25 protein-coding genes are annotated in these 20726 nt (G+C 65.0%); 3 read left to right on the forward strand and 22 right to left on the reverse strand.

Annotation, left to right across the window (positions count from 1 at the left end):
- Positions 1 to 71 precede the first annotated feature (71 nt).
- The 20 genes from EQZ23_RS10900 to EQZ23_RS10990 all read right to left on the reverse strand — a co-directional run bounded on the left by EQZ23_RS10900 (position 72) and on the right by EQZ23_RS10990 (position 14695).
- The gene (locus tag EQZ23_RS10900) at positions 72 to 1232 is read right to left on the reverse strand and encodes a phage tail sheath subtilisin-like domain-containing protein (protein ID WP_206364220.1); all 1161 of its coding nucleotides are present in this window, start codon (positions 1230 to 1232) and stop codon (positions 72 to 74) included.
- Positions 1233 to 1240: 8 nt separating this feature from the next.
- On the reverse strand, positions 1241 to 1606 hold the full coding sequence (locus EQZ23_RS10905; RefSeq protein ID WP_128454414.1) for a GPW/gp25 family protein: 366 nt from the start codon (positions 1604 to 1606) through the stop codon (positions 1241 to 1243).
- The gene (locus tag EQZ23_RS19820; protein WP_164913424.1) at positions 1603 to 1788 is read right to left on the reverse strand and encodes a hypothetical protein; all 186 of its coding nucleotides are present in this window, start codon (positions 1786 to 1788) and stop codon (positions 1603 to 1605) included. The genes EQZ23_RS10905 and EQZ23_RS19820 overlap by 4 nt, the downstream gene beginning before the upstream one ends.
- Positions 1785 to 2330, reverse strand: coding sequence for a phage baseplate assembly protein V (locus tag EQZ23_RS10910; RefSeq protein ID WP_164913425.1), 546 nt, complete (start codon positions 2328 to 2330; stop codon positions 1785 to 1787). The genes EQZ23_RS19820 and EQZ23_RS10910 overlap by 4 nt, the downstream gene beginning before the upstream one ends.
- Before the next feature lie 137 nt (positions 2331 to 2467).
- Positions 2468 to 4936, reverse strand: a complete 2469-nt coding sequence (locus EQZ23_RS10915) for a tail fiber domain-containing protein (RefSeq protein ID WP_128454416.1) — start codon at positions 4934 to 4936, stop codon at positions 2468 to 2470.
- Between the two features lie 40 nt (positions 4937 to 4976).
- Positions 4977 to 6191, reverse strand: a complete 1215-nt coding sequence (locus tag EQZ23_RS10920; RefSeq protein ID WP_128454417.1) for a hypothetical protein — start codon at positions 6189 to 6191, stop codon at positions 4977 to 4979.
- Positions 6191 to 6835, reverse strand: a complete 645-nt coding sequence (locus EQZ23_RS10925; RefSeq protein WP_128454418.1) for a phage tail protein I — start codon at positions 6833 to 6835, stop codon at positions 6191 to 6193. The genes EQZ23_RS10920 and EQZ23_RS10925 overlap by 1 nt, the downstream gene beginning before the upstream one ends.
- Entirely contained in the window at positions 6832 to 7725 is an 894-nt protein-coding gene (locus EQZ23_RS10930) for a baseplate J/gp47 family protein (RefSeq protein WP_128454419.1), read from the reverse strand. Before EQZ23_RS10930 ends, EQZ23_RS10925 begins: the two co-directional genes overlap by 4 nt.
- 82 nt (positions 7726 to 7807) lie before the next feature.
- Entirely contained in the window at positions 7808 to 8416 is a 609-nt protein-coding gene (locus EQZ23_RS10935; RefSeq protein WP_128454420.1) for a phage virion morphogenesis protein, read from the reverse strand.
- Complete coding sequence (locus EQZ23_RS10940; protein ID WP_164913426.1) at positions 8413 to 8874, reverse strand: phage tail protein; 462 nt, start codon at positions 8872 to 8874, stop codon at positions 8413 to 8415. The genes EQZ23_RS10935 and EQZ23_RS10940 overlap by 4 nt, the downstream gene beginning before the upstream one ends.
- Positions 8871 to 9416, reverse strand: coding sequence for a fatty acid desaturase CarF family protein (locus tag EQZ23_RS10945; protein ID WP_164913427.1), 546 nt, complete (start codon positions 9414 to 9416; stop codon positions 8871 to 8873). Before EQZ23_RS10945 ends, EQZ23_RS10940 begins: the two co-directional genes overlap by 4 nt.
- Positions 9413 to 9622: a hypothetical protein gene (locus EQZ23_RS10950; protein ID WP_240663492.1), complete on the reverse strand. Its 210-nt coding sequence runs from the start codon at positions 9620 to 9622 to the stop codon at positions 9413 to 9415. Before EQZ23_RS10950 ends, EQZ23_RS10945 begins: the two co-directional genes overlap by 4 nt.
- A gap of 40 nt (positions 9623 to 9662) precedes the next feature.
- Positions 9663 to 10127: a hypothetical protein gene (locus tag EQZ23_RS10955; RefSeq protein ID WP_128454423.1), complete on the reverse strand. Its 465-nt coding sequence runs from the start codon at positions 10125 to 10127 to the stop codon at positions 9663 to 9665.
- Entirely contained in the window at positions 10124 to 10696 is a 573-nt protein-coding gene (locus EQZ23_RS10960) for a lysozyme (RefSeq protein ID WP_128454424.1), read from the reverse strand. The genes EQZ23_RS10955 and EQZ23_RS10960 overlap by 4 nt, the downstream gene beginning before the upstream one ends.
- A gap of 14 nt (positions 10697 to 10710) precedes the next feature.
- The gene (locus EQZ23_RS10965) at positions 10711 to 11064 is read right to left on the reverse strand and encodes a hypothetical protein (RefSeq protein ID WP_128454425.1); all 354 of its coding nucleotides are present in this window, start codon (positions 11062 to 11064) and stop codon (positions 10711 to 10713) included.
- A gap of 4 nt (positions 11065 to 11068) precedes the next feature.
- Positions 11069 to 11275, reverse strand: coding sequence for a tail protein X (locus EQZ23_RS10970; RefSeq protein WP_128454426.1), 207 nt, complete (start codon positions 11273 to 11275; stop codon positions 11069 to 11071).
- Positions 11272 to 11769, reverse strand: a complete 498-nt coding sequence (locus EQZ23_RS10975) for a head completion/stabilization protein (protein WP_128454427.1) — start codon at positions 11767 to 11769, stop codon at positions 11272 to 11274. Before EQZ23_RS10975 ends, EQZ23_RS10970 begins: the two co-directional genes overlap by 4 nt.
- A gap of 193 nt (positions 11770 to 11962) precedes the next feature.
- On the reverse strand, positions 11963 to 12718 hold the full coding sequence (gene gpM, locus EQZ23_RS10980) for a phage terminase small subunit (protein ID WP_128454428.1): 756 nt from the start codon (positions 12716 to 12718) through the stop codon (positions 11963 to 11965).
- Positions 12718 to 13770, reverse strand: coding sequence for a phage major capsid protein, P2 family (locus tag EQZ23_RS10985; RefSeq protein ID WP_128454429.1), 1053 nt, complete (start codon positions 13768 to 13770; stop codon positions 12718 to 12720). Before EQZ23_RS10985 ends, gpM begins: the two co-directional genes overlap by 1 nt.
- Before the next feature lie 55 nt (positions 13771 to 13825).
- On the reverse strand, positions 13826 to 14695 hold the full coding sequence (locus tag EQZ23_RS10990) for a GPO family capsid scaffolding protein (RefSeq protein WP_128454430.1): 870 nt from the start codon (positions 14693 to 14695) through the stop codon (positions 13826 to 13828).
- A gap of 187 nt (positions 14696 to 14882) precedes the next feature.
- Here EQZ23_RS10990 and EQZ23_RS10995 point away from each other — a divergent pair, with 187 nt between their 5' ends.
- From EQZ23_RS10995 to EQZ23_RS11005, 3 genes are all read left to right on the forward strand, one after another.
- Positions 14883 to 17123 carry a terminase family protein gene (locus EQZ23_RS10995; protein ID WP_240663493.1) on the forward strand — a complete coding sequence of 747 codons (2241 nt, stop codon included), beginning with the start codon at positions 14883 to 14885 and terminating at the stop codon, positions 17121 to 17123.
- Positions 17044 to 17892, forward strand: a complete 849-nt coding sequence (locus EQZ23_RS11000) for a phage portal protein (protein ID WP_240663495.1) — start codon at positions 17044 to 17046, stop codon at positions 17890 to 17892. Before EQZ23_RS10995 ends, EQZ23_RS11000 begins: the two co-directional genes overlap by 80 nt.
- Before the next feature lie 190 nt (positions 17893 to 18082).
- Entirely contained in the window at positions 18083 to 18895 is an 813-nt protein-coding gene (locus EQZ23_RS11005) for a DNA adenine methylase (RefSeq protein WP_128454432.1), read from the forward strand.
- Positions 18896 to 19243: 348 nt separating this feature from the next.
- Here the strand turns inward: EQZ23_RS11005 and EQZ23_RS11010 are convergent, their stop codons facing one another.
- Together EQZ23_RS11010 and EQZ23_RS11015 are read right to left on the reverse strand one after the other, a co-directional pair.
- A complete protein-coding gene (locus EQZ23_RS11010; RefSeq protein ID WP_128454433.1) occupies positions 19244 to 19615 on the reverse strand; it encodes a hypothetical protein in 372 nt (123 codons plus the stop codon).
- Between the two features lie 241 nt (positions 19616 to 19856).
- A complete protein-coding gene (locus EQZ23_RS11015) occupies positions 19857 to 20723 on the reverse strand; it encodes a helix-turn-helix domain-containing protein (protein WP_128454434.1) in 867 nt (288 codons plus the stop codon).
- Positions 20724 to 20726 lie beyond the last annotated feature (3 nt).

Below are 20726 nucleotides of genomic sequence, written 5' to 3' on the forward strand. Positions count from 1 at the left end.
CGGTGAGGATCCTTTGACGGGGAAGACTGGTAGCAAACGACGATCGAGCGGCCGGCCGGGCAGGTGGCCGGTTAGCTGTTCAGGGCTTCGCCGAAGTTCTCGTAATAGGCGCTGGTGACGCGAAGGTTGGTCGTCAGGCCCTCGAGCGGCGCCGGCGCCGTGTAATCGGCATCGAGCACCAGCTTGCCGGCAGCGAGCATCTCTGCCGGGTTGGCGGTGCCATCGAACGAAACCTTGGCGCCGACGAGGCGCCCCTCGCCGACCAGGCGGCGAGTGAGCGCGTTGCCGGCCTCGACCAAGTCGCGCACCAGCGCGACGGTGATCGGCTGATCGATGAAAGGCGCTTCGACATCGGCGAGCAGATCCTGCAGCGCCTGAGCAGCACGCTTTACCGGCTCGAAAGCGAACGCCGGCTCGTCGGAGCACGTGCGATTACCCCAGAAGCGATAGCCGTTCATCCGAACGATCGTCGTCACCGGCGCCTGGTTGAGCAGGCCGGCATCGGTCGATGGATCTCGGATATCGAAATGAACATCCTTCGAGAGGCCGGTGACGCCGGCGATCGCGACGTTCGACAGCGACTTGTGCCAGCCGGTCTCTTCATCGATCATAGCGCGGAGGCCGAGCGCGATCGCGACGGCTTGGCCGTCCCAAGCGGTCGCGTCCGGCCAGATCAGCATGAGCTCGCGTGCAGAGAATTCCTCACGGTAGGCGATCGCGGCGCCGACCGTCGTGATACCGCGGCACGACGCATAGATGAAACCACGCAGCGACTTGGCGACCGGGATCAGCGCCGCGACTACAGCCTGCGAGTCGAGCCCGGGCGCACCGATGATACGCGGACGGACACCGACCTGAGCCTCCGCTGCGAGCAGCGCCTGCATGCCGGTGTACTTGCCGTCGACCAAACCGCCGATAATGTTTGCCGTCGTCGTTGCAGCGTCGGCGCCGGCCGCAACGCGAACGACGATCACGACAGGCGTACCCTGGTCGGCGATCGCGTTCAGCGCTGGCGCCAGCGTGCCACCGGTGCCGGCCGCGGCGATCGCCGCGCGAATATCCGTGATCAACACCGGACGGTTGACCGGGAAGGCGGCGTCGAGTGCTGCGGTAGGCGCACCTACCGCAGCGATTGCGGTGGCGACGAGGCCGATGATGGCAGTGGACTTCTCGAGCAGCGGGCGAACGCCGGTGACTGATTCAGTGAACTGAAGGCCGTGGAAAAAGGTCATGAGGATCCTCAGGCGGTTGCGAGGCGAAGGGGAACGGTGAGTTTGACGAGACTGGTCGGGTTGGCACTGTCGGTTCGCTCACCCTCGATCGAGAGCGTCGCAGTCCCAGTGGCGCCGCCGGCGGGGGCAACGAGGCCTACGCGGGTCAGGCGAATACGCGGTTCCCACCGTGCGAGCGCGACGGCCGTGGCTGCGAACGCGCGCAGGCGGACCAGAGCGGTTAGCGGTGCGTCGATCAATTCGAACAGTGCGGATCCGTAATCCCGTCGGCCACACCTAGTGCCGATCGGAGTCGACAGAAGGTCTCCGATCGACTGTTCTAGGTGCGCGTCGCCTTCGAGCGGCTTGCCGGTGTTGGCGTCCATGCCGATCATTGACCTCTCATCCAGGCCAGCTTTTCGTCAGTGGTGCGGGCATCCTTGTCGTCGAAGCACGCATAAAAGCGGGCGCCGGGAACCATGTTGGCGATGTTGCGACGGTCCGCGTCGGATAGCTCGATCATGATCGCTCGAGTGGTGTCGACGCCATGCCAGCTATCTGCGACCTTCACCCTCACTGCGGCGCTCCCGAGATCCCGCCGCCCGGCTGCACGCCAAGATGCTTGTGCTGCTGCAGGCTGACGTTGCCGGCCTTGACGTCGCCAGTGGACTCGATCTTGCCATCAACCAGCAGATCGCCGCTGATGCGGACGTCGGCATCGAGCCGCACGCCGCCCGGGGCGATAATCGAAACGGTCGCGCCACCAGGTAGGACGGCCTCGAGCTTGTGCGAAGCGGGATCGTAAGCGATGACCGCACCATCTTCGAACTGGACGAGTTCGCGCGTGGTGTCGCCGATCGGCGGGAAGGCGTCGCAGTCAAGGCCGCGCATTGCGATGGCGCCGGCAATATCGCCAGAGGGCGCGACGAGCATCACCTGTTCGCCAACTTTCGGGCGAGACCAGAGGCGGGTACCGCTTGATCCGCCGGTGAACCACCGGATCGGCTGCGTTTCCACATCGCCGATCGTCACGGTGACGCGACCAGTCGACAGATCCACAGACGCAATTTGTCCGTAGGTTAGCTCGCCGAGGCCGGCAGGGAGGTCATCATCGCGCATGTCACGAGTACGCTGGCGCGGGTATTCAATCGCTGCCACGTACGGCTGTTGTCGCGATCATCGCGACAACAGCACTACAAACAGGCGCCGATGAGCTGCACGTTGCTCTTGTGGTTGATCGAACGACCTCGCCTATCTCATCCGAGGAGTGCACCGAGGAGAAACAGCGTCATCTGTCCCTCGCGCAGGCCGAAGCGGTCGCCGGCAGCGAGGACGAGGCGCTCTCCGGTCTTCACATACTCCATCGCCTGATCAGCCTGGGGCGGCCCGAAACGCTCGGTCATCACGTCTTCGTATTCGTCGTCCCACTGGTCATGGCAAAGGAAGGCGTATGGCGTGGTGCCAGGGCGTCCGTCCCGATCGAGCGGGTCGACGAGGCCGTGTTCCGCCATGATCGACCACACGCGCTGCGCCCGCGCGCCGAAGTGGAACCGCGCGTCATGCTCACCCTTCTCGATGATTGATTCATTCCATTGGTAGAAGCCAAGTTCGGCGACGATTGCCTTAGCTGCCAGACGCTCGGCATCGGTCATCGCGCCGCGCCACGTCTTCTCGCGCTCGTCAGACGTGTTGATCAAACTGGTGCCGGCATAGATGACAGATGCGCGCAACGCTGCGGTCCCGACGCTGTAGACGTTATCGACGAACGGATTGAGATGCCCAGCCGACGTAACAGTCCACCGATTGACCGCGCCGGTGCACAAGTGGAGGCTGCCGGCGAAGGCGTTGCCGACCTGCATGTTGCCTTCGTAGGCTCGGAAGTACGCGGTTCCGCTGCCCTGTCCGCCCATCTCGAGGTAATTGTTGCCGTTGCTGTTGGCGACCAGGAAGGAGCGTCCTGACCCCAGGACGTTGACCGGGCAAAGCGCCGTTGCGAACGTGATGCCGCTTGCGATCGATAAACCAAGGATGAAGCGGTTGTTGCCATCCCTCGTGGCGATCTCGGTCAGCGGCACATACCGTTCAACGGTCGGCTCAGAGTTCTTGCGCGCGGGGACGTAGGACGTAGCGTAATCCGCCTTTTCCACCGGAGTTGCGGACGAGCCGGACGGCTGGGGCGTCAGCACGGCGGGGCTGACGACAGTGATCGTGCCACCAAGGGTGATTGCAAGGTTCGCAGGGCCGGTCGCAGTTACCCTGCCGCCATGCAGTCGCACGACCGCGTTGCCCTGAGCGTTTACGCCATAGGCTGCACCGCCACCGGCAGGATCCGCATTGCCGATAACCTCGGCCGCATAGATATCGACGACCGAGTTCGTGGACGTATCGATACCGGCACCGTTGCCTTGCCCGTTCGACGCACTGGCTCCGCCGATGAACGTCCCGCCGCGGATCGTCGCGGTCGTGCCATTGAGGCTTGTTCCCCCACCGTTGGCGGAAACGAACCGGCAATTGATGATCTGAAGGTTCTGAACACGATACTCGACACCGTTGATCACTTGCCCGTTCACCACCAGCGCGGGGACCCCGCTGGTGACTTCGATATCGCACTCGTCATAGGTGACACGACGAAGGCTGAACGGATCGACGACCGCGGGAAGCGCGCCGGCCCCCGCCTGGCCGTATCCGCGGCATCGGATCCGGTGGACATGCGCGATCGGACCATATTCGTGGTACATGGCCTCGGTCGGCACCAGCGAACCACCGTCCCACGTAACGGTAGACGCCTCGACATCGCAGTCGATCGTCTTGATCGACGTATCGCCGGTGCTTTCGAAACCGACTTGGCTGTTGAAGGCGCGGCACTGGCGGCGCACGATTCCGCGGAGCTTGCGTGGCGTCGCGAGACTGCCGCCATAGTCGGCGCTGTCATAATGCGCGTATCCGGTGGCGTTGTAGACATCGACCCGCTCGACGATCGTCCCGAACCCGTCGGCATTCTGCGCGCGGATCGTCAGACCCGAGGACCGCTGCGCGTTCGTGCCACCGAGGCCGGACCGCTGCACGTCGAGCGAGAAGTCTGCGAACCGGCCGTTGACGTCGTCGATCGTGTAGACGCACTGCCGCGCGACGAAGGCGGGAATAGCCTTCAGCCAAGAGGCGGACCGCGACACGCCGATCAGCGCCTTACCGCTCGGCTTGATAATTTGGCCCGAAAAGAAATGGGTGAGCGGCCCGAGATTAATCGTCTGTACCATGGGCGCATTGAGTGCCGCATTCAGGATCGGGCCGGCATCGATCGCGTCGCCGCCGGTCGCGCCGAACTGCGAAGCGAAGAAAAGCTGGTCGGGGGAAAGCACCCAGGCGGAATTGTCGCCGGTTGCCGTGAACCACCATACGTCACGACCAGCGCTGGGCAGCGCCCCTCCCGCCCATCGGTCGTACATCGCGCCACCGCCGTCGCCGTCGACCAGTCGACCGGTCGTGCGCATCCGATTGATACCGGCCTTGTACGACATGGTCTTGGCGAGGGTGAAGGGTGCGACCTGTCCGGCATCACCGCCGGGATCGCCGCGGTCGCCCTTGTACCAGTTGGCGAGGAATGGGACCATCAGCCGTGCCAGCGCCGAGAACGCGACCTTCGCGGCCCGGCCACCTTTGACGACCGGAACCGTCTCGGTACCATCGGATACCGTCATTACGGGTAGGGCGGAAATCTTCGCCATCGTTCAAACCTCGATCTTGGAATTGGGATGCGGCAGCACGTCAGCGACCGCGCGCGAACCAGCGGAAACCGCCGGCCGCGTCGGCGGTCGGGCTCTTGTGGTTCTGCGCGTAGAGCTGCGCGCTGGCGGCAGAGAGCGAGACTTCCTGCACGGTCGACTGGCCATCGTTCGATTGACCGCTGTTGATAATCGTTGACCACACGCCGTCGCAGGCGGTCGGAAACGCCCACGGAAAATTGAGGGTGAAGGTGCCCTCGCTACCGGGCAACGCCGAAACGCCTGTCATCTCGACGCTGCCGTCCGAGAACCGACGATACCGGCTCGCACCATCGGACTTCGACTCTACCAAGTAGACGACGCCCGCCGCAGCGAGCGCGGCCGGGGTGGCAGCAGCGTTGCCGGCGGTGCCGGCGAGCAGCTGAGGCGCAGTCGCAGCGGGCACCGAGATCGTAATGTCGGTGGAGAGCGCATTGCCGCCGATCGCCAGCCCGGAGGTGTCCACGCGACGGGCGAGCGGCACGCGCGTGAGGATCGATGCGAGGACGTTTGCAAGGCTGGCCGGCGTCACCGCCTTGGTGCCGATCGCGCCGGCATCGACCTCCGCGACGGTCGCGGCCGGCACGTTGATCGTGACGTCGTCGTCAAGCACCCGCCCGCCGGTCGCAAGGCCGGTTGTGGAGATGCGACGCGTCGATACGACCAGTCCGCCGATCGTCGTCAGGATCGTCGCCAGCCGAGCGGCGAGGCCCTTGGGACTTACCGCGCGCAATGGGTCGGTGCCCTCGACGGTTTCCGCATCGGTCGCCATCTCGACGACGCCCTTGGTTTCGGTCGTCGCGGGCGGGTTCAGGAAATTCGTATCGCCGAAGGTGACATTGGCGACGTTGGCGACGGGAAAGGCGATGTCGATCGCTAGCAGGTTGGTAGACGCCGTCGCCTTCTGCAAAATGCGGTCGGCCTGGCCGAACACGGCGAACAGCGTGCCGTCGGACAGGTACAGACCGAATGCGCGAAACGCGTACGCGATCTCGGCATCGTCGCGCACAACGAGATGCACGACGTTGTTGCCGACCTGCGCGCCCGAGATCGTTGGGAAGCGGCGAAACTCGCCGGGGAGTGCGGTCAGGGTGGGTGCGACGACGATTACGTTGTCGGTGAGTCCGATCGAGGAGATCCGGAGATCCGCGCCGTTGCCGAGCTGCGCGGCAGTGAACCGCGCCAAGCCTGCGTTGGTGAAGGTGAGCGTCAGAGCCATCAGGCGGCGTCCTCGTAGAAATTACCGAAATCGTCTTCCAGCGGCTCGCCGTCCTCGGTCTGAAGGTACGCGTCCCAGGGCGCGGCCGGGGCGGTGGTGAGTGTCACGTCCTGGCGGAGCGACTGAACCGCGCGCACCGCACCGGTGACGCCGATCGAGCCGGCGCTGGACAATTGCTGGACCAGGCGGAAATGTTCGCGCAGCGGCTTCACGCGCGAGATCTCGCGGATGATCGCCTCGGCGAACGCCGCGGTCGTGCGCGTGCCACCGGGCAATGCACCACCGACATCGATCGGCAGGATGATCTCGAACGTGTGGGGTGTGCCGCGCGGCGCGGTCTCATGCCATTCGACGATGCGCGCGAGCTGGTCGAAGCGGCGCAGCACCGTCTCAACTGAGAGGCGTGTACCTTTGATCCGATGCAACGCGATCGATTCCGCGACAGCCTGCCGCTTGACCAACTCGGACCAGTCCGCATCCCAGCTATCGAGCGAAAGCCCCCAACCAAGCCAAGGGAGCCAGTCGATATCGATCGTCATCGGATCGAGCAGGGTGCCGATCGGTGCGGTGACGTCACCGATGCGCGCGGTTGCGGCTTCTAGCGCGCGTTCGAGACGCGTGGCGTTAGGGGGCAGCAGCGTCACGCCGCGTAACCGCCATGCGCTACGTTGATGAGGGTGCAATTCGCCACCTGAGTCATCGAGCAGACAATGTCAGCGGAGAGGTCGAGATCCACGCGATGCACTCCGGCGGGGCTGAGTGCTGTCGTGAGGCCGGTGCGCGTTATCGCTCGACCGAGCTTGCGGTTCTCTGCGAGGAATGTCGTAAGAGCGGTGCGTGCTGCCGCGACGATTAGATCTGGATCGGGACCGGCAAAGGTAATGAGCCGGGCATTGACGACGTAAGGAACGACGGTAGCCGATGCGACGGTGACGTGATCGCCGAGCGGGCGGATACCGGGCGCGGTGACAATCGCCGCGACCTTTGCCACTAACTCGGGGGAAGCCGTGCCGTCGCCACCACGATACAGGACCGATACCAGGACTTCGCCCGGCGCCGGCGAGATCGCGCTGGCATCGAGAACGTCGGCCGACGCGTCCTTCGCGTGCTTCACATAGGCCAGCTCGGGGCCGGCAACCGAGAAGCCCTCGGGCGCGAGAACGATACGCTGACGCAGGCGATCGTCGTCTTCATAGACGGCAGGGGCGCCTGTTGTCGCATTGGGGGGCGTGACGATCTGTCGAGAGACGCCGACCAAGACTGCGAGATGATCGAGGCGATCGCCGCTGGCGTAGGCCACAAACAGTTGCAATGCGCTGTCCTGGAACGCCTGGCGCAGAAGCAACTCGCGGTAAGCAGCCACCTGCAGAACTTTGACCGCAGGATCGCTGTCGATCGTTGCATCGAAGGCCGGCATTAGCTCGACCATTTTTGCGACCATTTCACCGAGGATCTGCTCGAACGTCTTCTGTTCGACTACGATCGGCGCGGGCAATCGCGAAAGATCGACGGTGGTTGAGGTGTTGGCGGCCATAACGCCCGCATGTCGGCGGGCAGTCGCGCACGTGGCTATCGCCGGCTGTTGTCAGCAATACCCTGACAACAGCCGGCGAGCATCATGGTGCGATACGTGCGCTGATCTGTTCGAGGATCCGGCCGCGATCATCTGGCGTGATACCAAGCACCACGCGCGCGGGGTATGTAACGCGCGGCGATGACGGGTCGCGCGTTACCGTATCCGTTTCGCCGTATTGGTGGACCTTCATGATGCGCGCCATCGCCCCGACGAAGCCAACCTGTGCTTCGCCCTGCGAGCTTTCCTTGCGCAGGTACCGCGGATTAGCTGCGCCTCGGAACATCTTTTCCTGGCGGATCGAGCGCTTCGCTGTTCGAGAGACGCTCGCCTCATCACGGATTCGTTTAGCGCGGAGCCGGCCGCTCTTGCGGCGTTTGCGAGGCTCCATGCTCTCGCCATCAGGCTCTACGTTCGGCCGGATGCGCCCGGCGTTAGCGGCACGCAGACCGGTGGCGATATCGCTGCCCAACTTGCGGCGTTCGGATGGCGCTAGCCGCTGGACGAGAGAGTCGAAGGCATCGAGCAGCGGGGAGAAATCGTCGCTGTCCGAGGATCCACGTGCGGACGCCTGCGATCGCCGCTTGAGGGTGCGGCGCGCTTCTCGTGCCTGTTGGCCGGTACCGCCCGCGAGATCCTCGAGCTCACTCATACGGTGGTGAGTGCAGCGCTCGACAAGATGTCATCGAGCAGGATCTCGCCGCCAGCCAGGGCGGGCTCGGCGAGGGGGACGATATCCCAACCGCCGCCTGGCTTCGTCGTAACCTGGACCGCTTCGGTAAGTTCAAACGAGAAAACGATATCCCACGTAGTTTCGTCGATGATGTCGGCAGCGAAACCGAGCGCGTTATCTTCGCGCGCAAAGTCTAGCAGACGTTCCAACTGGTGTTCGCGAAGCCACAGCAGTAACGGCACGGCGATATCATCTGGCGACCGCGTGAAATTGTGGAACTCGATGCGGACAATGTATCGCCACTCGTACCCGAGCGCCGGCGTAAGTCGCGAAACCAAGCGACCCTTGTCGACGAAGATGACGAGCCGGTCGGGATTCGCCTCGAACTCAGGTAACGCAGCGACCAGCGCGGCGCGAAGATGGCCAATCTTGTTCACGCGTCGATTGCCAAAGGTATGCCGATCGCATGCAGAGCCTGCTCGAGCAGCCGCCAGATGCCGAAACCGTCGACTACGGGGTTTACCCAGCTGGTCAGAGGGCAATAGCGTCGGTTGGACGGTGGCCGGTGATGGCCTGCATGATGCGCAGCGGACTGCACAAGGCCGATCTCCTGCAAAATCCGAATGGCGCGGTTCGAGAGGCGTGGCTGGTGCGTCAGGAAATGAACGCTCGAGCTGACCGCCCCGCCGATCGTTGCGGAGAACCAGACGAGCGACGGGCCGAATAGCGCGAGCCACATCAGCGATACGACGCCGGCCGCCAGCCACGTCGTGCCGTTACGTGCGACGACGCTGCGAGCCGCGAACGCCATCGGCTCGCGGTGGTGGAGACGGTTCGACGCGACGACGGTGGCGCCGAGGAACGGCGTTCGCTCGGTCAGCACGCGATCCTCGAGCCAATGAAGAACACCGCCCAGGAGATCAGCGATCAGCCATCCGGCGAGGAGCTTGGCGATGACCAGGAGTATCATGTCGATCATCTTGCGTTCCCGACCGGGCAGGTCCCCGGTGCGCTCCAATTTACCAAACGGTCGGCGCGATCGGCGTTGCCTGCGAAGGCGCGCGCGAGGCGGATGATGCCGGCGCGGATCTTGGTCGGGATCTGCGCGATTAGCGACGGATCCTCGGGCAAGCCGTCCGGGCGGTCTGCGCACTTCAGCAGCTCGGCCGGGGGCGTGTCCTTCACCTTGACGACGATCGGCGTCGAGACGACCGCTGGCGGTGCCTCAGCGTGCCGGGCGCAGGCCGGCAACGCCGTTAACAGCGCGAAACCAATCGCTATCGACAAGGTTCGTCCGTTCAGCTTGCGCATCTGCCATCTCCATTCGTTGGGCGGCCGAGCTCGCTGCTTCAGCAGCAGCGCGCGCGGCCAGATTGTCGTTGTTCTGTCGCGCGTCGTGATCGGCGAGCGCTTGCGCGAGCGTCGACGCGGCGAGCTGATCGCTCTCGCTCTTGAACTTCACGAGGCCGGCCACGGTCTGCGCGCACCGCACGCCACGCGGCGTCTTGCCGATCGCCGCGAAGTCCGTGCCGGATCCGGCGCAGATCAATTCTGCGCGGTGCTGCAGATCGTCGCGATCGGCACTGACCTGGCGGTAGTGGACGTACAGCCAGGAGCCGACCGCCGCGACGGTGAGCAGGACGAGGAAGAACGCTTCGGCCTTCACCTTAGCGAAGAGGTTGCGGATCATCGGGGCAGCTCCTTCAGGCAGATCTCGCGCTCGCGTGCGCGACGGGCGACCAGGCCGGGCAGGACCCGACCGCCGGCGAACCGGTAACGCGGGAAGAAATCGCAGCCTGCGCGCCATTGGCCGGCGTTCCAGAACCGTGCGATGCTCGACTTGCAGACCATCGAGACGCCGACGTTGTAGGCGAGCGACACGATCGCGATCGCCTGGTTCGTTCGTCCGTAGACGCCGGGAATGCACTTGATGACGCCCTCGGCATGCGCGATCAGCTCGCGCTCGAGCATGGTGGTGCATTGCGCCTCGGTGTAGGTCTGCCCGAGCTTGATGTCCTTCGTGGCGATCCCGTCGCACGCGGTGGCAACACCGACCGCGTCGAGATAGGCCTTCAGATACTGTTTGCCGGAGACGTGCTTGACGACGATCGCGCCGCTCGGGGCAACCGTTGCCGCTACCTTTCGGCCGCTCTCTTCGGCCGGGACCATCGTGAACAGCGCCAGCGCTGCGGCGACGCTGCCGAGGACGCCAGCGAGCGTCTTGACGGCGACCTTCGGTTTCGGGGCGGGTACTGGCATGCCATGTCCGGGCATCACTTGGGATCCTTCTTCGGAATGAGCGCGAGCAGCCGCTCGCTGAGCTTGCCGGGCAGTTCGGCGAGGACGGCGCTGCAGCCGGCGATGAAACCGGGGGCGCCCTTGAAGGCTACCATCGCGACGAGAAAGCCGATCGCCTGCGCGACGAACGGGTGCAGACCGAACATTGCGTTGGTCGCGTTCGTGACGAAATAGCTGACGACGATCCCGACCCAGACCTGCGTGATACGCTGGCCCCATGTCAGGCCGGTCTCGACCAACAGGCTGACGACGGAGCCGAGGCCGGCGGGGACCAGGCTGACGACGAACGCCAATAGCCAGGTCCCGAATTCGTGGAGGAGGTCCTTCATGAGATCAGTCCCAAAGCTGGATGAGGTCGATCTCGACCGAAGAGGCGGGGAGATCGGGAATGGTGACGGCGCGACCTTCGCCCAGCGCCACGCCACTTGCGGCGAGGCCGGGATTCGCAGCGAGGACAACGGGGAGGGCGGACATGCCTTGTCCGGTCGCGCGCCAGACGAGCTCATCCAGCGCTTCGCCCTGCAGCGCACGCACGATCACAGCAGGCGCGATCGACTGCGCGCGCGGCCGAGCATGTCTCGAATGGCGAGCGTCGCCGTGCGGAGCAGATCCGGCGCGCGGTCCGCGTTGTCCTCGTTGCGCGGACGCCCGTCGGCCGTCGCGCTGATGTCGTGGTGCGTGGCGGCGAGGTCGGCCGAGGCGTATGCATGGACCGCACGACGCCACAGCACGATCGCGCGCGGTTCACCGCCGATCGCCGGCAGCGGGCGCCCCGCGCGGTTGCGCACGATCGCCGTCGCGAGGCTCGTGACGCCGGCGTCTTCCTGCGCGCTGCGCCATTCGCTCAGTTCTACATCGGCCGACAGGATCCCGCCGAGCAGAGCCTCACGCGCGCGGCCGTCGGTTACGACCGCCGGCATGCGTTGCGAGATCTTGAACGCTGCGATCGAGAGCTCCGGGTACCAGGCATCGCCCGGGATGATGTCGGGGACGGCCGGGGGAGTCGCGACGGGTGGAACGGCGACCATGCTCATGGCCGGTGCGCCCCGCGGCTAGCGGGGGGTGGGGAGCGTCAACCGACGGGTGAAGCCGAAGCTCCTCGTCGACGACGTTCCGCCCCCCGAGCGCCGTGGGGCGAGCTCGTGGTCCTCGTGACGAAGCACGAGGGCGAATATGAGAAGCCAGATGCCAAAGGCGATCTTCAGCGCGGCCGATATAGCGAGGGCCTCAACCATCGGTAGCCGTTCGAATTGCGCGCTCGAGTTGCTCGAGGCGTTTCTTCACGCCGACGGTATCATCGAGTTCGATCGCACGGCGCAGATGACGCGCTGCGCGTTCCTGCGCGCCGCGTCGTGCGCCGGCGGGGCCGTCGGCATCCGGCGACGTGAGCTCGACTTGGCGGATCAGAGCGAGGCCCTGCGCCTTTTCCAGTTTCGCGCGCACCTGGTCGAAGATGTCGACCGGTGGTGCGACCAGATCGTCGACCTCGGATAGAGTGCGGAGCATCGCGGCGATCGCCGCGCGCTCCTCGTTTTCGTCGTTGCCCTCGGTACCCTGCCCGAGCCGCTTGATCGCGGCCTCAGCGATTTCTTCACAGATGAGGGTTGGCGCCGTCCGGTCGAAGCGGTCGGGCAGGGTGAGGTTGTGGCGGAGAACGTAACGCGCGAGCGGCATGGCCGCGTCGAACGCACCGATATCGATCCGCCAGATCATGTTCCATGTGAGGATGTCGTCTTCTGCACCGCCTTCGGATGCCAGGACGCCATCGATCCAGTCGTTGTATTCGGGCGCGAGCTCGCGCTTCAGCTCGATCTTGGCCTCGGTCGACTGGATCTCGTGCAGTCGACGCAGATCGACGCCGAGCTTTGCGCGCCAGAGTTCATACTCGGACGCCGCAGCGCCACCGCGCACGGGCGCCGGGTTGGCCGCGGTAACCGCGACCTGGCCTAGCGCTCGCGCGCGATGACGTTGCGCCGGGGTCATTACGCGCCCGGTGCCTCGACGAGGTTGATGTTCTCGATGAGCGCGGCGAGGCCGTGGTCCTCGACGACGTAGTCGTCATTCGACGACTGGTAGTCTTCGATCCGCTTGCGCTTCGCGTTCTCTTCGATCTGACGCCGGCGCGACTGCTCCTGCACGTAGATCGACAGGTTATCGTACGTGGTGATGAGCAGGGCATCTTCCGGGAAGAACGGCACGCGCACGGCTGGCAAGCCGCCCAGGCGCTTGGTCGACATGATCACGTCGGCCGCGACCTGCTCGGTGGGCTTGAGATCCTGGTTGATAACCGAGAAATACTTGTCGTGAACGAGCTTGCGGCCGCAGATCACGATCAGGTCGGTCCGCTCGCGATGCCAGGGGTCGAGCAGCTCGATGCCGTCGTACACCAGCGCGTCCAGGTTGGCATAATCACCGCCGGAGCCGACATCGATGGGCTGCTCGGTCGTAACGCCAGCGACCCGGTCCGACGCGCCCTTGACGGTGGTCGAGCCCATAACCTGGCTCGGCGACTTGAGACGCAGTTCCTGCAACCAGCCGATGTTCATGTCTTCGAGGTTCGGCGCCGTCGCGAGGTCGCTTTCCAGCGCAACATGCGTGCCACGGAAGCCGATCCGGATGCGATCGAGTGCCTGCTGGTTGACGATCACGGACTGGATCCGGACCTCGAAGTCGTCGAACTTCGCCCACTGGTCGAGCTTCGCCCAGGTGACGTGCGTGTTGTAGTCGGTCTCCTCGCAGCGATAGCGCTGCGACACCAGGCCGGTCGGGTCGCGGGTCACGCGATCCTTCGAATTCGTGTCGGTGCGGCTCGCGATCGGGCCGCTCGAAACGACGCCGACGGTTTCACCCTCCATCTCATCGACCAGGAACACGTTGATCGCCGTGAGGAACGCGCTCGAATCCTGCTGCTTGGTCTCGATCTTCTGCGCGACGCTGGGATCGACCTGGAACCGGACGGTCGCGTCCTCGATGCCGTTAATGTCGGCGATGTTGGTGAGGTAGGAGGTGTAGAGAAGGCGAGTGGTGTTCTTCATGGGAAGGTGACCTCATGGGGCGGACAGGCGGAGCGGGTGATGACGGGGAGGGCGATCAGCACTCGGCGCGCTGCTGACCCCCCGTCGTGCCGCCCGTGGACGGCTGGCGATTGAACTGGCCGGGCTTAGGCGTGCCCTCGACCTGCGTGCGCAGCGTTTCCTGGTCGGTGCGAAGCTTGCCCATGTCGCCGCGCAATTCCTTGCCGAGCTGGATCATGGCCGCAGCCATGTCGGTGAAGCCCTTGGTGACCTGAGCACTGAGCTCGTTGTCGTTTGCGGGCGGCTCGGATGCAGGCGGGGGCGGCGTCACGACCGCAGGCGCAGCCGTCTTGCCGCTGAAGAAACTGGTGATCGCGGCGAACATGCCCGCGGCGCTGTCGGCCGGCGGTGCGGCGACCTCGCCCTCCGCCAGTTCGAAGCTCGTCTCATAGCCGAGCGAGAACACGTTGCCGGCCGCGGTCAGCTTCGGGCCCGTGCTGAGCGCGCCAGGGTGCTTGATCGCGAAGCTGAGTACGTCGGTGCCGAGCGACGCCGGCGTATCCGTCACCGCCAGGCCAACGATGTTCGCCTTGCCGGTGTTCGCGAAGTTCGGTGCGACCTCGATCGACGTGTAGATCTTCTGGCCGTTGGCGGTCATCGCCACCAGTTCGTCGCTCGCCTCGATCTCGGCGCGGAGCGCCAGCTTCTTCACCGGCTTGCCGCCGAGCTGCAGGGTGACTTCTTCGGTCGATACCGAAAGGACGTCGCCGTAGATCTTGAACGGGTCGCCGCCCGACAGACCGACGATGTGTTCCTTGTTGACGCGGGCGCCATAGGTGGCGCGGTTGTAGGTCGCGGCGATATCGGTCAGCCAGCTCGCTTCGATCGTGCGGCCGTCGACGGTGTCACCTGCGACGGCGACGATGAAGGACTTGGTCTTTGGCATGAGTGCGCTCGCTCTCGCTTGGATCGGTTTGGCGCGACCGGGACGGGGGAGGGACAACCCGATCGCGCCTGAAGCCGACAAAGGCGCGATGATGTGGCATTTCGGCAACGCGGGGCTGTTGTCAGGACGCACGCGACAACAGCAGGGCCGCTCTGTCTGGTAACTTCCGCCGCTAGCGTCGCCGGCGATGGGCTCAGATCGTCACCCCGAACCGAACGCGCCGCTGCACGGCGAACGCTTCCTCGACCCGCGCCGCCTGGCGCGGAGCCTCTACTGGCGTGGGTGGGGCGTCACCGAGCTGGTCGACGAGCTCAACAAGTTGCACGGCCTCGGGCTGAAGACGAACACCGTCCAGTCCTGGAAGACGCGGGACGCGTGGGACGATGCGCCGATGATCGAGCGCGCCGAGGATTGCACGGTCGCCCGTTACTGCATGCTGGTGTGCAAGGAGACCAAGACGGGCTCCGACTATAAGGAGATTGATCTCCTCGGCCGACAGGTCGAGCGGATGGCGCGGGTCCGCCGATCGCTGCAGCCCGGCGGGCATAGCGGCGACATCAACCCGAAGATCGCCAACCGGAACGCCGGCGAGAAGAAACAGGCACGCAAGAATCATCTGACGGCCGACCAGGTCGCTGAGATAAAGGCCGCCTTCGAAAGCGGCCTGTTCGATTACCAGCTCGCCTGGCGCGCGCCGCTTGCCGGCGTCGACGTCGCGGCTGGCAATGTCGTTCCGTTGCGGCAAGACCTCGTTACATCTTCGGCGAACGTCACCCGGTTCATTCTGAAGTCACGCCAGATCGGTGCGACGTTCTACTTCGCACGCGAAGCATTCATTCGCCTGCTGGAAACCGGCAACAACCAAATATTCATTTCGGCTAGCCGCGCGCAAGCGAACATCTTCCGGCAATACATCGTTGATTTCGTGATGGCGGTTACCGGCGTGAAGCTGGAAGGCGATCCGATCACGATGGATCTGACCTGGGACGACGGCGCCGGGATCACTGGACCGAACGACGAAAGCCCGAAGCTCTATTTCCTCGGTACGAATTACCGGACGGCGCAGGGTTATCACGGCGACGTCTACGTCGACGAATGTTTCTGGGTGCATGGTTTCGACCGGATCGACGACGTCGCCAGCGCGATGGCGACGCAGGCGCGATACCGGATCACCTATTTCTCGACGCCATCGACGGTCGCGCACGACGCGCACCGGACTTGGAACGGCGAAAAATTCAACGAGGGCCGGGAAAAGTCCGAGCGCGGCAGCTTCAAATTCACGGATGACGAACTGCGCGCCGGCGTGCTCGGCGCAGACGATATCTGGCGCCAGCGCGTCACGATCCTCGACGCGATCGCCGGGGGTTGCGACCTCATCAACCTCGATCGGCAGCGCAAGCGCTACGCGCCGGACGTCTTCGACCAGCTCTATATGTGCCAGTTCATCGACGACAGTCAGTCGATGTTCCCGTTCAACCTCATGCGGCGCGCGATGTGCGACAGCTGGGACGAATGGGCGAAGGATTTCCAGCCATATGCGATCCGCCCCTTCGGCGAGCGCCCGGTTTGGGTCGGCGTCGACCCGGCGGAGAGCGCTGCCGGCGACGCCGCAGCCGTCGTCGTTATCGCGCCGCCCGATGTTCCCGGCGGCAAGTTCCGCGTGCTCGAGAAGTATCGGCACACCGGTTACGACTTCCAGCGCCTGGCGGCGTTCGTCCTCGCGTTGCGCGATCGGTACAACGTCGAGCACATCGCGATCGACACGACCGGCATGGGATCCGCGACCTGGAAGCTGGTAGTCGCAGAATTCCCGACGGCACGCCGGATCGATTACAACGTCGCCGTGAAGACCGAAATGGTGCTGAAGGCGAAGAACGTGTTCAGCGCCGGCCGGATCCAGTTCGACAACGGCGCGATCGATATTGCGCACAGCTTCATGGCAATCCGCGCCGAGCTTACCGGCAGCCAGAAACAGATCACCTATACGGCCAGCCGCGCCGGCGACACCGGGCACGCGGATCTCGCCTGGGCGATCATGCACGTTCTTCACAATGAACCGCTCGACCCGGAACAGGCCGGCGTGAGAAAATCCCGAATGAGGATCTACGGAAATGGACCAGCCAAAAACGATCGACGCGATTCCGGCGACACCCGCGCCGAGCGGCGCGATCGTCGCGACGTCGTCACCCGACACCGCGACGGCGCCGGCACGCAGTCGCGCCTTTCGATTCGGCGAACCAGAGGCCGTGCTCGATCGCCGCGAGTTCCTCAACCGCATGGAGGCGCGATGGAACGGCAAGTGGTACGAGCCGCCTATATCGCCCGTCGCGCTCGCAAAGACGCGCCATATGTCGCCGCATCATTCGAGCGCGATCAAATACAAGGTCAATCAGCTGACGCGCTTCTTCGAGCCCTCGCGGTGGCTTGATCGAAAGACGTTCGCCAATTTCGCGACCAACTTCGTCGCGATGGGTAACGCCGCGGTTCAACGGCTCGACAGTATGGCGAACCGGCCGTTGTCCCTGGTCAACGTTCCGGCCGCCTATCTGCGCGCCGGGCGCGACGGCGCGTTCTGGTGGGTGCCGGGCACACAGCAGCAGGCCGTCGAGTTCGCGGCCGGCACCGTGTTCCATCTGCTCGAGCCCGATCTGTTGCAGGAGCTTTACGGCCTGCCCGACTGGCTCTCGGCGCTACAGTCCGGACTGCTCAACGAGGCGGCGACGATCTTCCGTCGTCGCTATTACATCAACGGCGCGCACTCGGGGCACATCCTCTACATCAACGAGGCTGCGTTCAGCGCGGCCGACGCCGACGAGCTCGAAGAGCAGGTCCTGCAGAGCAAGGGCCCCGGCAACTTCAAGTCGATGTTCCTTCACATCCCCGGCGGGAAAGAGAAGGGGGTGCAGGTCATCCCGGTCGGTGAGACGGCCGCGAAGGACGAGTTCCTCAACATCAAGATGGTGACGCGCGACGACATCCTCGCCGCGCACCGCGTGCCACCGGTGCTGATCGGCGTGGTGCCGCAGGTCACGGGCGGGTTCGGCAAACCGGGCGAGGCGGCCGACGTGTTCCACTTCGCCGAGATCGAGCCGCTTCAGCAGCGCATGCTCGAGCTGAACGACTGGCTCGGTTACGAAGCCGTCCGGTTCCGCGAGTATCAGCGCCAAGCGGTAGCAGCGACCAGCGCGAAGGATTGATTGTCGGCGGGGCTGTTGTCGGACGATTCGCGACAACAGCCCCGCATTGCCGCATGACAGCGGCGGGTGGAGCGGGGTCCTGCGGGCGGTAACCCGCAGAGACGACGAGCAGTGGGCTCGCCATGACCGAACTGGCCGATCCGGCCACCCCGCACCCGCGCAACGGGCGGGGCCCTAGGAGCCCACTCACATGCATACGTCAAGAGCCGCGATCGCGGCGACCAAGCCGCTTGCCGGTTATATCGGCGGCAAGCGCAATCTCGCCTCGCGCCTGGTGCCCATGATCGATGGCACCGAACACACCAGCTACGCCGAGCCATTCGTCGGGATGGGTGGGATCTTCCTGCGACGCCGGCAGCGCCCGGCCGCCGAGTTCATCAACGACATCTCAGGCGACGTGACGACGTTCTTCCGCGTCGTGCGCGAGCATCATGGTTTCTTCATGGACACGCTGCGCTGGATGATCGCGAGCCGCGGAGAGTTCGACCGGCAGCAGGCTATGCCGGCGGAGCATCTTACCGACCTGCAGCGCGCCGCGCGCTTCCTCTACCTTCAGCGCCTGGCATTCGGCGGCAAGGTCGCCGGCCGCAACTTCGGCGTCTCGCCAGGGCAGGGCGCCCGGTTCAACGTGCTGCGCCTCGAGCGGGATCTCGCGGACCTGCACGATCGCCTCGCCGGCGTTCTGATCGAACGGTTGCCGTTCGACGAATTCATTCGGCGATATGATCGCGCGGGCATGCTGTTCTACCTCGATCCGCCCTACTGGGGGTGCGAGACCGATTACGGGAAGGACGTCTTCACCCGCGACGACTTCGGCCGGTTGAGCGGCCAGCTGGCGGGGATCCGTGGCAAGTTCATTCTGTCGATCAACGACACGCCCGGCGCGCGCGAGGTGTTCGGCCGGTTCATGCTGCGCGAAGCAGAGGTAACCTACTGCGTTGGGGGCGGTGGCAATGCCACCCGAGCGCGCGAGCTCATCATCAGCAACTACCAGCCCGGCTGACGCCGAGGCCGCCGACGTCGCCCCATCAGGGGCGGCGGAGGCGTCATCGAACGGCCCGACGCGGGCCGAGGGGCACGGCCTGCCCCCTCGAAACCACGACCGAACCGGACCCATCGACCCCCGAGGGGGGGCACCCCACCTCCGCCCGGCGCACCGCGCTTGCCCCCACGCCTCGCCCGCCCGCTTTTGGGATGCCTATTCGTGCAGTTTTGTACGCTGGCGGGCGGCTGGAACCCGCCGGGCACCGTGAGAACAGGCGATTTGGCGGTCGATAAGCTCAACGCAATTCCGTGCGCGCCATTTGGCGCGGCGATGTTCGTGCTTTCGGATATCAATTGTTCGGCGCCGCTAGATCGAATCGGGCTGGACGAGACCGGCGGCTAGATCCTCGCGGTACCGCAGACAGTCCGCGAGGTTCCGCCAGTCGTAATCGCCGACGATCCAGTCGTTGCCGCATGCCCGGCAGTATTCCATGCCGACCCCACCGCCGCCACCGCCGAGAATGTCGGCCCCAGGCGCGCCGCAGAATTGACATGGCTCATGCACGAACGCCTCCCAGTCGTCGGCCGCGATCGAGCCGAGCGGGGCGTTCGATCCAATCCGCCATGCAGGGTGGGTTGCGTCACCGCGACCGCTGACGAAGCGACAGATCGCCAGTCGTGCCGCCCACTGGCGTGTGCGATCGAAACGGCAGTCGGTAATTCGATCGAGCGGCGTCATATGGGTCTCTGCTTCGACAGCGCCGCATGCGCGACGCAAGAAAAGAACAACGGATCTCGCACACTTCCCCCATCGATAGCCCGGGGCGGCGCAAGCCGCCTCGTTCCGACAGCCGGGTCTTGGCGGTCGGGTGCTTGAGGCATGCCGTTTCGGCTTTGGGGGAATATCAAACTAGCGCCGGCTCCGCGTTCAGCGGAGACGTTCCTTATTCCTCATACCTGAATGCAGGATAGAGCACATATCATGTACTCGCGTTAGCGAACGACGAAGCCGCGCTGGCGAGGGCGGCGCGCAGGGCGGGGTCCTGGACTTCGCGGGGCGCTGCCGGCGCACCGGGTGCCACGGCGGCAGGGACGGCCCCTAGGCGCCGAAGCTTGGCGACGAGGATCTGCATGTACCGCTGCCATGTTCGGGGCGCCATGCTGCGCCTGTGGTCGAAATAATACGCGTTCGACGTCTGCTCGCGCTGGGGGGCAAACTCGCCGTCGTTATTCGTCCGGATGCTACGGCGCACCCAGTCAACGAACCCGCGGCTCTTCAGCCGCTTTATCGCCTCGATCGCCGCGTTGCGGCTGCAGACCGCCCACTCGGCGATGGTATCGTACGACGGGAAGAGCGCGCCGGTGGCGAAGTCGATCTTCGCGAGCAGCGCCTCGAGGACGGTAACGTCGATACGTGTCAGCCGGCCGTCGGCGCGCGCGATCGTCGCGTCAAGACGCTCGATCTCGTGCCGAAGCGTCGCAGGCCGGCCGATCGGGGCTTGCCCCTGGGCAACGAGCGCTGCCAGCTCGGCCGCGAGAGTGTCGCGCAATTCGCGGACCTCGCGCAGTCGGCGGTTTGGGAGTTCCTTCCAATCCTGCCGGCGCTGCTCCTTCGCGCTCTGAACCAGCGCCTCGCCATGGATTACACCCTGGGCGTGCGATCCGTCGCCGACCTTCTTCCATGGCTGCGCGCGCAGATCGTCGACGTCGTAGCTAAGGCGCCGCGGGACGCGACGGCCTTCGCCATGATCGGGGCCGCGGGACTTCTCCGAGAACTGGGCGCTGGCGCCGCGGATCAGGTTGCGGACGGCGTGCGCCGATGGCGCGGTACGATCGACCGCGCTCATCGT

Source organism: Sphingomonas sp. UV9 (assembly GCF_004101245.1).
Lineage (GTDB): Bacteria > Pseudomonadota > Alphaproteobacteria > Sphingomonadales > Sphingomonadaceae > Sphingomonas.